The 13,304-nt window shown below is 46.6% G+C and carries 16 protein-coding genes; 9 read left to right on the top strand and 7 right to left on the bottom strand.

Annotated features, from left to right (window positions below):
• Positions 1-109 precede the first annotated feature (109 nt).
• Positions 110-433, bottom strand: a complete 324-nt coding sequence (locus tag ABD031_RS03375; RefSeq protein ID WP_343848395.1) for a hypothetical protein — start codon at positions 431-433, stop codon at positions 110-112.
• Between the two features lie 69 nt (positions 434-502).
• Entirely contained in the window at positions 503-2,293 is a 1,791-nt protein-coding gene (locus tag ABD031_RS03370) for an ABC transporter ATP-binding protein (RefSeq protein WP_343848394.1), read from the bottom strand.
• Positions 2,294-2,438: 145 nt separating this feature from the next.
• Between ABD031_RS03370 and ABD031_RS03365 the strand changes: the two genes are divergently transcribed.
• The 8 genes from ABD031_RS03365 (at position 2,439) to ABD031_RS03330 (ending at position 8,548) form a co-directional block, all read left to right on the top strand.
• Positions 2,439-3,539: a Glu/Leu/Phe/Val dehydrogenase dimerization domain-containing protein gene (locus ABD031_RS03365; RefSeq protein WP_343848393.1), complete on the top strand. Its 1,101-nt coding sequence runs from the start codon at positions 2,439-2,441 to the stop codon at positions 3,537-3,539.
• Positions 3,540-3,658: 119 nt separating this feature from the next.
• Positions 3,659-4,843: a transcription antitermination factor NusB gene (nusB, locus tag ABD031_RS03360; RefSeq protein ID WP_343848392.1), complete on the top strand. Its 1,185-nt coding sequence runs from the start codon at positions 3,659-3,661 to the stop codon at positions 4,841-4,843.
• A gap of 7 nt (positions 4,844-4,850) precedes the next feature.
• The gene (locus tag ABD031_RS03355; RefSeq protein ID WP_343848391.1) at positions 4,851-5,153 is read left to right on the top strand and encodes a YtxH domain-containing protein; all 303 of its coding nucleotides are present in this window, start codon (positions 4,851-4,853) and stop codon (positions 5,151-5,153) included.
• Position 5,154: 1 nt separating this feature from the next.
• On the top strand, positions 5,155-5,691 hold the full coding sequence (locus tag ABD031_RS03350) for a DUF1573 domain-containing protein (protein WP_343848390.1): 537 nt from the start codon (positions 5,155-5,157) through the stop codon (positions 5,689-5,691).
• 2 nt (positions 5,692-5,693) lie between these two features.
• Positions 5,694-6,011, top strand: a complete 318-nt coding sequence (gene yajC, locus ABD031_RS03345) for a preprotein translocase subunit YajC (RefSeq protein ID WP_343848389.1) — start codon at positions 5,694-5,696, stop codon at positions 6,009-6,011.
• Between the two features lie 8 nt (positions 6,012-6,019).
• Positions 6,020-6,985 carry a YbbR-like domain-containing protein gene (locus tag ABD031_RS03340; RefSeq protein ID WP_343848388.1) on the top strand — a complete coding sequence of 322 codons (966 nt, stop codon included), beginning with the start codon at positions 6,020-6,022 and terminating at the stop codon, positions 6,983-6,985.
• Positions 6,978-7,586 (top strand): dephospho-CoA kinase, encoded by a 609-nt coding sequence (coaE, locus tag ABD031_RS03335; protein ID WP_343848387.1) that lies wholly within the window; start codon positions 6,978-6,980, stop codon positions 7,584-7,586. The genes ABD031_RS03340 and coaE overlap by 8 nt, the downstream gene beginning before the upstream one ends.
• Before the next feature lie 77 nt (positions 7,587-7,663).
• The gene (locus tag ABD031_RS03330) at positions 7,664-8,548 is read left to right on the top strand and encodes a bestrophin family protein (protein WP_343848386.1); all 885 of its coding nucleotides are present in this window, start codon (positions 7,664-7,666) and stop codon (positions 8,546-8,548) included.
• A 58-nt stretch (positions 8,549-8,606) separates the two neighbouring features.
• Here ABD031_RS03330 and ABD031_RS03325 read toward each other — a convergent pair whose 3' ends face one another.
• The 5 genes from ABD031_RS03325 to ABD031_RS03305 form a co-directional block, all read right to left on the bottom strand.
• On the bottom strand, positions 8,607-8,855 hold the full coding sequence (locus ABD031_RS03325; protein WP_343848385.1) for a DUF6952 family protein: 249 nt from the start codon (positions 8,853-8,855) through the stop codon (positions 8,607-8,609).
• Positions 8,836-9,147, bottom strand: a complete 312-nt coding sequence (locus ABD031_RS03320; protein ID WP_343848384.1) for a thioredoxin family protein — start codon at positions 9,145-9,147, stop codon at positions 8,836-8,838. Before ABD031_RS03320 ends, ABD031_RS03325 begins: the two co-directional genes overlap by 20 nt.
• 2 nt (positions 9,148-9,149) lie before the next feature.
• Positions 9,150-9,782: a peroxiredoxin gene (locus tag ABD031_RS03315; protein WP_343848383.1), complete on the bottom strand. Its 633-nt coding sequence runs from the start codon at positions 9,780-9,782 to the stop codon at positions 9,150-9,152.
• A 389-nt stretch (positions 9,783-10,171) separates the two neighbouring features.
• Positions 10,172-11,443 (bottom strand): serine--tRNA ligase, encoded by a 1,272-nt coding sequence (serS, locus tag ABD031_RS03310; RefSeq protein WP_343848382.1) that lies wholly within the window; start codon positions 11,441-11,443, stop codon positions 10,172-10,174.
• 35 nt (positions 11,444-11,478) lie between these two features.
• On the bottom strand, positions 11,479-12,249 hold the full coding sequence (locus ABD031_RS03305; RefSeq protein WP_343848381.1) for a hypothetical protein: 771 nt from the start codon (positions 12,247-12,249) through the stop codon (positions 11,479-11,481).
• Between the two features lie 77 nt (positions 12,250-12,326).
• Between ABD031_RS03305 and ABD031_RS03300 the strand changes: the two genes are divergently transcribed.
• Positions 12,327-13,304, top strand: coding sequence for an isopenicillin N synthase family dioxygenase (locus tag ABD031_RS03300; protein ID WP_343848380.1), 978 nt, complete (start codon positions 12,327-12,329; stop codon positions 13,302-13,304).

The following is a 13,304-nucleotide window of genomic DNA, read 5'->3' as shown; positions in this document are numbered from 1 at the left end:
AATGCCGATTTGGGGCTTTTTTTTGAAAAAAAAATGACTTTCAACAGTGGATTTATTTTCCAACCAGGTAGGTCCACTTGTTTTATTTTACTACCAGATTAGAAATGATCTAGGCAGATTTCTTGCCAAACAAGGCTTTGAAAGCCAAACCGAGTTGACGAAAGCCTTCCTTCAAAAATCCTTTCGACTCTTTCAATTTGGGATCCATTTCTGCTTTCTTTTCTTTGAACTCCTTCGCCAGAAGTTCCTTTCCTTTGCGAAGCTCTTCCTCCAGACTCGTCTTGTTCTCCTTTAGATCCTTGATTTTTTGCTCAATATCGTCCTTTACTTCAGCGCCAGCCTCAGCTCCTTTTTGTATCAACTCCTCGATTTTAGTACCGATTTCCTTGAGGACTTCCTCGATATCTTGGGTGGTAGATTTTTTCTTTGTCATGGCCAAAAGTGATCTGTTATAGAATCAAGTTAGGAGAAAATCTTGAAAACCAGTACGCTTCGCCAAAATTCAGCCCTCGATGGCTTCCCCGGATTGCGTCTGTTTTTCGTAAAGTTCTGCGTAAACACCCTTTTGATCCATCAGCGTATCATGATCCCCCCGCTCAATGATCTTACCGTCGGCCAAAACAATAATATGGTCAGCTAATTTTGCAGAAGAAACACGGTGGGAAATGATCACAGAGGTACGGTTTTCCATGATCCGCTTGAGAGCAGTCAAGATGGAATTCTCCGTTTTCGTATCGACTGCGGAGAGGCAATCGTCCAGGATCAGTATCCGTGGTTCCTTTGCTATGGCTCTTGCGATTGACACCCTTTGCTTTTGTCCACCTGAGAGCGTGATCCCCCGCTCACCCAGCATCGTTTCAAAACCCTTCGGGAAATCCACGATATTTTGGTACACATCAGCATCCTTGGCAGCACGCTCGATCAGAGCCTGATCAGCGCGATCTAGACCAAAAGCGATGTTGTTGGAAATCGTATCAGAAAACAGGAACACGTCCTGTGGCACAAACCCGATCTGCTTTCTCAAACTGGAAATATCAAAACGCCGGATATCAATCCCATCGATCTGCAATTGTCCGGAAGTTGGGTCATACATCCGCATCAGCAGATTTGCGATCGTGGATTTTCCAGATCCGGTCGTCCCGATGATTCCCAGTGTTTGCCCAGCTTTGATTTCAAAAGAAACCTGGTCCAACGCTTTGATCCCCGAATCGGGATACACGAAAGTCAAGTCCTTCACCTGGATTCCTCCCTGAAAATCAGCCACCAAGTTTTCGGCGCTGATCAGATCACTTTGGATGTCCAAAAATTCGTTGATTCTGGTCTGCGAGGCAGCAGCACGCTGCACGATACTGGTCACCCAACCCAATGAAGTCACTGGCCAGGTCAGGATGTTCACGTACAGAATGAATTCTGCAATGACCCCATACCCAATTTCTCCCTCGATTACCATGACGCCCCCGACATATACCGTGATTATGGTCGAGATACCCACCAATGCCATGATCAACGGGAAAAACAAGGCATTCACGCGAGTCAATTCGATGGACTTATCTTTGTATTCTTCACTGGCAATGGCAAATTCTCTAGCCGAGTCTTCTTCCCGCACAAAGGCCTTCAACACTCGAATCCCTGAAAATGCTTCCTGTACAAAGGTACTCAACTGAGAAAGGCTTCGCTGAATCTTCTCCGATCGTTCGTTGATCAGGTTGTTGACAAAATAAATGCTGACTGAGAGGATCGGCAGCGGTAAAAGCGAGTAGAGTGTCAGCTCCGGATTGACCGAAATCATATAAAAAATCACCATCGGAAAGAGCGTCAGCAAACTTACCCCATACATGATCGCTGGACCAAGATACATCCTCACCCGGCTGACGTCTTCGGTGATTCGCGCCATGAGATCGCCAGTGCTGTTTTTTCGGTAAAAGCTCAGCGGAAGGTTTTGATAGTGTTCGAAGATCTCATTCTTCATATCAAACTCCACCCTTCTTGACATGATGATGATAGTTTGCCGGACAAGAAAGAGGAAAAAACCTCTTAATAATGCCATCACCAAGATCAAAATCCCGAAGATGAAGACGTATTCTAAAAAAATTTCCCGAGCCGTATCTCCCATTCCGCCAGCCATTAACGGGCGATAAAGCGCAAAACTCTCTACCACATAATCTATCGCGATTCTTACAAGTTGTGCGGGGATAATTACGAAGATGTTTGAGATCACCGTAAAAAGTATCCCCAACAGCAACAACCCCTTGTATTTATACAGATACTTATTGATTCTCCAAAGCGACTTCACCAAATAAAAATTTTAAATTTGAATATTGAGTTACAGAAACTACTGAAGCAATTCCTTTGTAGGCTGATAAAAGTATTTAATTTTGTATCAGCCTTTTTCGGAGGCAACAACCCAAATATAACATATTCTAAAAAGCTAAGTTCACATGTTAGAGATTAATGCAACCGAAGGCGTACGGGAAGGATCCATATTTGGACAGATCAGCACCATGGATCATGAGCAGCTCGTGGTATGTCATGACCAGGCAACTGGCCTAAAGGCCCTCATTGGAATTCATAACACGACCCTTGGTCCTGCCCTCGGCGGAACCAGAATGTGGCCTTATGCATCCGAAGCGGAAGCTATCACGGACGTTTTGAGACTCTCCAGAGGGATGACCTTCAAAAACTCCCTGGCCGGACTCAATCTCGGAGGGGGCAAGGCGGTGATCATCGGCGACCCAAAACTGAAAAATGAGGCTTTTCTCAGAAGATTCGGGCGATTTGTAGAAAGTCTAGGAGGTAGATATGTAACTGCCGAGGACGTGAACATGAAGACTTCGGATATGGAATACATCGCCATGGAATCCCGCCATGTGACCGGGCTTCCTCAGATCAAAGGCGGCGCCGGCGACCCATCTCCAGTCACCGCATTTGGGGTATACATGGGGATCAAAGCCGCAGCGAAGAAAGCATTCGGATCTGACTCCCTCAACGGCAAAAAAATAGGGGTTCAAGGTGTAGGTCAAGTCGGAAAATACCTGATCGACTACTTGGTGAAGGAAGGTGCAGAGATCCTCATCACGGACATTTTCGAAGACAAACTAACGGAGATCTCCAAAGCAACGGGAGCTACGGTCGTCGACCCCAATGTGATCTATGACTTACCGATGGACATCTATGCCCCCTGCGCCCTAGGCGCTACGATCAATGACGAAACCATCGAACGGCTTAAATGTGCGGTAATTGCGGGCGGTGCTAATAACCAATTGAAAGATGAAGCCAAACATGGGAAAATCCTGATGGAAAAAGGCATCGTCTACGCGCCAGACTTTCTGATTAATGCAGGCGGTGTGATCAATGTCGGCGCAGAATACTTTGGAGACTACCACAAAGAAACCGTTTTCTCCCAAACAGAGAAGATCTACGATACCTGTCTCACCATCTTGGAAAAATCCGAAAAAGAAAATATTCCGGCGCAACAGGCTGCCATCGAAGTAGCTAAAGCGAGAATAGAGGCTATTGGAAAAGTAAAGCTTCCCTTCTAACCGCGAACTCCAGCATCTCCAAAACCACCGGCGGTCCCCTTCCGGTGGTTTTTTTGTCACCGTTCCGGTGGCTATACCCCATCCAAATTCCCTATATTTACGACTCTTTTACAACCTATATGCTAAACAGAAGAATTCTCAGAGTCAAGGCATTTCAGAATCTCTATGCTTTTGAACAATGCAAGGGATCTAATCTCAATATCGCCAGAGACTTCATCAGAGAGTCTTTTTTGCCAGATCTTAATAGTATGGAAGTGCAGGATAAACCAGCACTCACCAGGGATGCCGACGAGGCCGTTAAACTGTTTGATCAAAATCTTGAGAACGAAAGCATACTGAAATCCTCCGAGGCCAAACCTAAGATCAAGCAGGTCGTACTTCAGGCGCTAAGACAATTCCGTTCGGCCAACGAGAAAGATCATGACTTTATGTTGAGAAACATGATCACCTCAGCAGAGCGAATCCCACAGCTCTACTTGCTGGCGATAGAGTTACTCCAGGCTTTTGCGAAGCATGTAGAAAAAGACATCGAAAAAAAGAAAAGACTCGCAGGAGACAGTCCGATCGCCTTTACCAACGAACTCAATCTCGCCAAAAATAAAGTTCTTCAAAACATCCGGGAATCACAGCTCTACCGAGCGGCGATTGCAAGGAACAACGTGACACTCGACGACCTCGAATTGGAAATCCGAGAGTGGTTTAGGGAATACATCAAGCCCTCTGAGCCTTATCAGGAATACCTTAAGATCGCCGAGCCGACACTTGAGCAGGATTTTGAAGTTGCGGATGATCTTTTGAAAAAAATAATATTTAAAAACGAAGTCATCTTGGCTTACTTTTCTGAAAAAGATCTGAACTGGACAGAAAACAAGTCTGTGGTCAGAAGCCTCGCCTCCAAGGTGTTGAAAAATGCTTCAGGATCCGAAGATTCCGAAGGCGATCAGCTACCTGAGATCGCTATCAACTGGGATGAGGATAAAGAGTTTTTTCAAAATATCTTTAACTTCACCATCGAAAATGGCGGACTGAGCAAGTCCCTCATCGCCCAAAAAACCAAAAACTGGGACATTGATCGATTGGCATTCACAGATAAGATCATCATTTCGATGGCCATCGCAGAGATGAAGCATTTCCCTAGCATCCCGGTGAAAGTCAGTATCAATGAGTATATTGACATCTCCAAAACCTACAGCACTCCAAAGAGCAAGCAATTTGTGAACGGATTGTTGGATGTTTTGGCCAAAGAACTAACCGACAGCGGCCAAATTCGTAAGAGTGGTCGAGGACTATTGGACAACAAATAATACAACTATGAGCAAGAGCAGCAATACCCTATTTGCGTTTGCACTCGGCGCCGGAGTAGGCGCAGCGTTGGGCATCTTGTTTGCGCCGGACACAGGGGCAAACACACGCGACAGACTTACATTTAAGCTTTCCAAGTACAAGAAAGAATTGGAAGAGCTCATCGAGGAGCTGGTGGAAGGAAAAGAACTTCACCTCAACGAGGCAAAAACCGAAGGAAAGCGGGTAATCACCGAAGCTAAAAACAAAGCAGAAAACCTGCTCAATGATGTCAACAAATTAATCGATCAAATTAACCAAGGTAATAATTAAGATGAAAACCAAATTGCTTAGCGTATTCGCATTGGTTTTGGTATTGGCAAGCTCCTGTGCCCAAAAGGATGACCAGGCTGCTAAAATCAAAGCTTTAGAGGACAAAATCGCTCAAATAGAAACCAGCAACACTGCGGTCACTCCAGTCAACGCCCAATCTGCGACTGATGCCGATCCAAGTACTTTGGGTCTATTTGAGTTTACAGAGATGGAGTACGATTTCGGAACAATCAATGAAGGCAAGGTAGTCGAGCACGTCTTCAACTTCACCAACAACGGCCAAGCTCCCTTGGTTATCTCCAACATCACCGCTTCTTGTGGATGTACCAGTCCTGACTGGACAAAAACTCCGGTTAATCCTGGAGAAAAAGGAATGGTAAAGGTAGTGTTCAACTCCACTGCGAAATCCGGTGCCCAGGCTCCTACCGTTACTATTCAGGCTAACACCAACCCAACAGTGACCCGTCTGAGAATGAAGGGTTCCGTAACTCCTAAATTGGCCGGTGCTGCAGCTCCTGCTGGTCCATTGAAGCGATAATTATGATTAATACAGTATTAGCACAGGCCGCAGCTGGTGGCGGGGGGATTCTTGGACAGGTATTTCTATTCGGTTCGATTATCCTAATCATGTACTTCTTCATGATCAGACCGCAGCAGAAAAAACAAAAAGACACCAAAAAATTCATTGAGGATATCAAAAAAGGAGACGATGTCGTCACCATCGGAGGCCTTCATGGCAAAGTCTATAGCGTGGACGGAGATACCGTACAGCTCGAACTGGATCGTGGCCTCAAAGTGAAAGTCGAAAAATCAGCCATCTCTCTTGATTTCTCAAAGAAATCTACACCTACAAAATAAATTGAGCTTTGCCGGAACATAAAAAATCCTCAGGATGGATTTCTTCCAGAAAACTCTCCAATCTGAAAGTGGTAGTCCTCTGCATCGCAGCGGCTACCACTTTTTGGATTTTAAATGCCCTGAATAAGGACAACTATAACACTATTGTCGATTATCCTATCCAGTGGGATTTTGATCAGGACGAGTACATGGCTGTGCAGCCCCTTCCCGAGAGCGTCCCCATTCAAATCTCCGGAAACGGCTGGGATCTGCTGCGCAAATATTTCAAACTCAACGAGACTCCTTTCGTAATCAATCTCGCTGAGCCCGCTACCAAAAGCTTTATCCTCACCTCCGACCTGAAAAGACCCTTGGGTGATTTTATCACCCCGACTACCCTGATCGGGATGCTTAGGGACTCGATTCGCTACCATATTGATCCAATCGAAATTCTAGAATTGGAACCGGTATTGGATACGACAGGATTTTCCCTTGCAAAGAATGTGGAAATTGAAGGGCCCGTCCTCTTTAATCCAGCCAAAGTATCAGTCAAAGGCCCTTCCTCGATTCTCGAAACATTTGACGGAAAGTTCTTGATTTCGCTCAGCGAAAGCCGGATCAGCCAGAACTTCAGCAAATCCGTGTCGCTTGAAATCGACGAAGAACTCAAGGACTTTGTTTCGCTCGAGCACGAAGACATCGAAGTAAATTTCTCCGTCATCCAATACCTCGAAGGAAACAAACGGCTCAAGTTGAAAAAGGTCAACTTCCCAAATTCTGTGGTTCTTGAAGATGAAGAAATCACCCCTCTGATCACCTACCTGATCGATGGGAGTAAAGTGACCGAACTGAAAGACATGGAATTTGAGGCTATCCTGGACTACAGCAAAAGAAACAGGAAGGACAGCACCATCGCCATCACGGTGAAACCCAATCCCAGTTACATCAAGGAGATGAGGGTCGAACCATCATTTGTCCGACTGAAGTATGAGTAATTCCCGCCCCCTTTGGGTCGGCATCACCGGAGGAATCGGTTCCGGCAAGTCGACCGTAGCCAAGATCTTTCGGCTTTTGGGTATTCCGGTATATTCTTCCGACGACCGCGCCAAATGGCTTATGGCCAACGATTCGGAATTGAAAAGCCAGATCAGCACCGTTTTTGGAGAAGAGAGCTATCTACCCGACGGGGCGGTTAACCGGGCTTTTTTGGCAGAAAATGCCTTCTCAGATCGATCGAAAGTAACGCAAATCAACGCGCTGGTTCATCCGGCAGTAGGTCGAGATTTCAGAGCATGGGCTGAAAATCAAACAAGCCCTTACCTTCTCAAGGAAGCGGCATTGCTTTTTGAAACCGGAGCAGTCAGAGAACTGGACAAGGTCATCAATGTGAGTTCTCCCCTGAAAATCCGCGTCGCACGTACCCTGATGCGAGATCCCCACCGCGACGAGACGCAGGTCAATCAGATCATCGATCAACAGATGCCCGATGAGGAAAAAAACGAATTGGCTGATTTTGTCATTAAAAACACGGATAACAAATTGCTCATTCCCCAAGTTTTGGAGATTCACAGAAAGCTTTGTGAAGGAGCAAATTAGACTCCCTTCCCAAGGGACAAACTCAAGCCCCTCAACCTCAAAACCGAGTCTGTTTTTAACCTGAATAATATTAGCTCATGAAGGTCTACGATAACAAGAACTGGTGGCAGTTTCTTTTTTTGATCACCAAGTCTGATACGCTTTCTAAGCTGGCGCCGCTGATTCTGTTGCTCATGGTCTACTCTTTAGGAGTGGCGTATGCAGAGCTACACTATTTCAAAGTGACTGCAGACAGCTGGGTGAAGAATTTGCCTCAGATGCACAGTCTGCTCAGCTTCGTGATCTCGATGCTTCTTGTGTTCCGCACCAATACCGCCTACGACCGCTGGTGGGAGGGTCGGAAGCTGTGGGGTCAGCTGGTCAATACTAGCAGAAATCTAGCCATCAAAATCGCCGCTGTCACGGATTCCAAAGACGAGGAAATCCGTAAATTTTTCAGAAGAGCAATCCCGATCTATGCGTTTGCGCTCAAAGACCATCTGCAATCCAAGCAGACTCAGTACAGCCTCCACGAAGGCGAAATCGAAGGGTTGCCTGCCAAAGTCGATGTCGAGAAGCACGTCCCCAACCAGATTGCCAAAAGCCTCTTTGCAAAAGTCAACCTGCTCTACCAAGGAGGAAAAATCACCGGAGATCAGTTGATCGTCTTGAACGGAGAGCTGTCTGCCTTTACGGATATTTGCGGAGCCTGCGAGCGGATCAAAAACACTCCGATCCCCTACAGCTACAGCGTCTTCATCAAGAAATTCATCATGCTCTATACGCTGACGCTTCCAATTGGCTATGCCTACCTCTTGGGATATCTTGCTGCGCCGATTGTCGGCTTTGTATTTTATGTTTTGGCCAGTCTGGAGCTGATCGCCGAGGAGATCGAAGAGCCTTTTGGTACGGATGAAAACGATCTTCCGATGGGAAAAATGTCCGAAAACATCCAACGACATGTTGGGGAGATTTTAGAATAAAAGCAAAAAAGGAACCCCAATTGAGATTCCTTTTTACATTACAATAAACCCTTACTAATTATCTGTCGATCGACCCGAGAACTTTTTTCATAAAGGCGTTTCCGGCGTCTTTTTCAGACATTCCCTCGGCGATCAATTCATGCACTTCTAGCGCTCCGCAGAGATTGGAGATCAGCTCTCCAATCACGTCGATCTCGGGCTCCTTCAGTGATGGTGCTTCCGAAATAGCTTCTAAAACTTCCAATGCTGTCCCGATCTGCTCGGGTGTGCAAGAACGCTGTATGGTCTTAATTACCGGCAACTTCATGAATCAGCGCTTTGAGTTGATCTTCTTTGTTCGTCTGAATCTGATTGAGCAACTGACCGCCCTTGAAGGATGCAAAAGTCGGCAAGTTGTTTACCTGAGCCAATTTCCGGGAATTGGGAAACTTCTCAGCGTCCACCATGACAAAGACTGCGTTGGCGTTTTCGCTCGCCAGTCTTTTGAACTTAGGCTTCATGATGCGGCAGTTGCCACACCAGCCGGCAGAGTACTGCACGACCACTTGGTCATGCTGCGCCACCAGCTCCTGCAGGGTATCTTCGGTCAGTTCGATCATGTTCAGTTATTGGATAGGTAGTTTGCTACTCCTTCGTTGGTTGCCTGCATCGCTTCCTTGCCTTCTTCCCAGTTGGCAGGACATACTTCGCCAAACTTCTCCACGTGAAGCTGCGCGTCCACGATTCTCAAGTATTCGTCGATGTTTCTTCCCAACGGAAGGTCGTTGATGGACTCGTGACGTACGATGCCTTCTTTGTCGATGAGGAAGGTGCCTCTGTAAGCCACAGGTGCACCTGCAAAAGACCACAGACGAGTCTCAGCGTCGAAAGAATATTCGCCAGCAAGTACTCCGTAGTTCAAGGAGATGGTCTTGGCAGCATCAGCCAAGATTGGATAAGTCACGCCTTCGATGCCGCCTTCTGCTTTCGCAGTCATCAACCAAGCCAGGTGAGTCTCTTCAGTATCCGTAGAGCAACCGATCACGACGGTATCTCTTTTCTCAAATTCAGCCAATTTGCCTTGGAAAGCATGTAGCTCGGTAGGGCAAACAAACGTAAAATCCTTTGGATAGAAGAAAAGGATCACATTCTTCTGGCCGATGTACTGTGCCAAGCTGAAGTTTTCGACGATCTCTTCTCCGTTGATTACCGCTCCTACTGAAAATGCTGGAGCTTTTTTTCCGACTAATGCCATGATTCGTTGTTTTGTTGAAAATTTGATAACACAAAGCTAGCTCTGGAATCAGAATTATAAAAAACCACGAAGTTCTTTAAGGATATTTAAAGAATGAACAAACAAAAGAAAATTTTCCAAAAAATGCTTTTTCTAGGGCATTAATTCGAAAAATGAACTCCTTGAGGCAAAAACAAAATCTACAACTTTACTCTAGCCGAAGAAAAATTTAATTATTGAATTACTCTATGGGGAATTTTGAAAAGCTATTTGCCACCTCACTATAAATCCAAACCTCAAGGAATTGAGCGCCTTAGATGACTTTTGGCTTTTCATCTCCTTCTCAGCCAAAACCCGGAAAAAAGACAGAAAAAAACCGTCCCGAATGTTTCGGGACGGCTGGGCAGTTTTTAGATCCTGTCAAAACCCAGATACGGATGTAGGACTTTCGGCATCAGAATCCCGTCTGGCGTTTGGTTATTTTCCAGAATGGAAGCCAAAATCCGCGGTAGTGCTAGAGCCGAACCATTGAGCGAGTGAGCCAATTGAGTCTTTTTGTCGTCGCCGCGGAACCGCAACTTCAGTCGATTGGTCTGGTAGGTCTCAAAGTTCGATACAGAGCTCACCTCTAGCCAACGCTCCTGCGCGGCGGAATACACTTCCATATCATAGGTCAAGGCTGAGGTGAAGCCCATGTCTCCCCCACAAAGTCTAAGCACGCGATAGGGCAACTCCAGCTTTTGCAAAAGACCCTGCACATAGCTACTCATGCTTTCGAGCGCTTCGTAGGACTTGTCAGGATGGGTGATCTGCACGATCTCCACCTTGTCAAACTGGTGCAATCTATTCAGTCCCCTTACGTGGGCTCCCCAAGAACCCGCTTCTCTACGGAAACAAGGCGTATAGCCTACATTTTTGATAGGTAGATCAGACTCAGAGACGATGACATCCCTGTACATATTGGTGATGGGAACTTCGGCCGTGGGAATCAGGTATAGATTATCCGCAGTCGAATGATACATCTGTCCTTCCTTGTCCGGCAATTGTCCGGTACCATAGCCTGACTCCTCATTGACCAGGATCGGAGGCTGTACTTCGATAAAACCAGCGGCCAAAGCCTCGTCCAGGAAGAAGTTGATCATTGCCCGCTGAAGTCTGGCGCCTTTTCCTTTATACACTGGAAAGCCCGCTCCGGCGATCTTGACCCCGAGATCAAAGTCGATGATATCGTATTTTTTGATCAGCTCCCAGTGCGGCTGTTTGCCTTCGAAAAGTGCGGGGATCGTTCCATTTTCCAATACAATCTCGTTGTCCTCCGGAGTTTTCCCAGCCGGGACTGAGATATGAGGCACATTGGGAATGGTATAGAGGAGGGCTTTGAGCTCGTCTTCGAGCTTGGAGTGGCGTTCCTCCAGCTCTTTTACCTGTTCTTTGATTTCGCTGGTTCGCTCTCGGATAGCGATCGCTTCCTGCGCTTTTCCGTCCTTCATCAGGATTCCGATTTGCTTCGAAATGATATTTGCTTCAGCCTGGTACTGATCGCGTTGAGTTTGAGTAGACTTTCGTTGGTCGTCCAAAGTAATCACCTGAAGAAGGAGATTTGCTGCATTGTGAATGTTTCGCTTTTGCAGACCGGCTAGCATACCGGCGTAGTTTTCCCGGATTTGATTGACTAAAAGCATGAAGAAATCGTGATTTGGAGCCCAAAGATAAGGACTTATCGGACATAGACTGTTTTGGTGACCGTAGAGAATGGTCCTTCGAGTTCTTTCCCATTCGAACCTACCAGCTTGACGTGTACCTGATAATCGCCGACTGGCAAATTGGTCAATCGAATTGGCGCCATGTGGTCGATTTCATACGAGTAATCATTGACCTTGAGCTGAACCTTGAGCCCGTCGAGTTTCATATCACCACCCAAGACCAAAAAGTCGATGATCATTTCTTCTCCCATCGCAATCGTCTGCCCATTCCTGGGCAGGTTCAGTGCCAAATAAGGTTCTGCAGAATATGGAAAGGGTCTCGAATCACCTACTATAAAATCCCGGTCGACATAATTCCCGAAGCTTTTCAACGCATGGCCTTCCTCATCAGCCAGAAATCCTACCACTCGGTACGTTCCAGCTGTCAGCTCCCGCTGAAAGATGGGCGAATAATAGCCGACAGGATCCCCGCCATTGAGGATCATAAAGAGTTTTGGACTCGAGCCCGAACCTACGTCGAACGGAAAGTTTTTACTGTTGAATTCAAAGGGGACTTTTCCGGGCCGGAAGACCTGATTTCCCAAGGGAGTATGTAGCTCAAGGATCGCGTCCGGGTAAGCTGCAGAATCTTCGTATTGATAAAAGGCAACTCTGGGCAGCGCGACATCGGACGAAACGGAGTCCGGCAATCCATCGACTACGGATTCGTTGATTTTTCGCCTATCTTCAGAACAGCCTATTAAAAGCAGAAAACTTATAAGCGGGAAAAGGAGGAATTTCTTCATTTAGCAACCCGGATTGAGGCTAAAGATATTTATTTTTGAAGAAATATACCGGTAAACCAAACTTAACCCTAAACAAAATGGACATCCTCTTTGACGAAATCCCAAGCTTGGATCTGGCGGACTTCACATCCGGCACATCGGAGCAGAAAGCCGCATTTGTAAAGAAATTGGGTGAAGCGTATCAAAACATCGGTTTTGTGGCGGTCAAAAACCACGGACTTTCCAAAGACCTCCAAGACCGACTGTATAAATCGATCAAAGACTTTTTTTCGCTGCCCGATGAAGTAAAAAAGCAATACGAAAAACCAGAAATCGGGTATCAACGCGGCTATACCGGCAAGGGTAAAGAGCACGCAAAGGGCCGAAATACCGGTGACTTAAAGGAGTTTTACCACGTCGGTCAAGAGCTGCAATTCATCCCCGACTCGGATCCGGTCAAAGCCGAGTATCCGGAAAACCTCTGGCCGGAGGAAATCAAAGCATTTCAAAACGATGCCATCGAAGCTTACCAAACCTTGGAGAATGCCGGGAAAGCCATGCTTCGCGCCATCGCGCTGAATTTGGAGCTGCCTGAGGATTATTTTGAGGATAAGGTCGCGCATGGCAATTCTATCTTGCGCCAGATCCACTATTTCCCCATCGAAAATCCTGACGAAGTTCCGGCCGATGCAGTTCGGGCAGCCGAGCACGGTGACATCAATCTGATTACACTACTCATGGGAGCGAGTGCCGACGGCCTCCAGGTATTGAGGAAAGATGGCAAGTGGATCCCGATCACTGCACTTCCTGATCAGCTGGTCGTCAACGTCGGCGACATGCTGGAGCGTCTCACCAACGGAAAATTGAAATCTACGATCCACCGGGTGGTCAATCCTCCAAGGGAAAAAATGCATACGAGCAGGTATTCCATCCCGTTTTTTATGCACCCAAGGTCTGAAATGGATCTAACCTGCCTACCGGGCTGCGTCGATGCAAATCATCCCAAGCTATTCAGCGACGCTACCGCGGGAGAATTTTTGGATGAAAGACTGCGCGAATTAGGATTGAAGAAGTAA

This window comes from Algoriphagus jejuensis (assembly GCF_039523455.1).
In the GTDB taxonomy this organism is placed as follows: domain Bacteria; phylum Bacteroidota; class Bacteroidia; order Cytophagales; family Cyclobacteriaceae; genus Algoriphagus; species Algoriphagus jejuensis.
The sequence above is the reverse complement of the archived record's forward strand: the minus strand, read 5'-3'. Positions and strand labels throughout refer to the sequence as shown.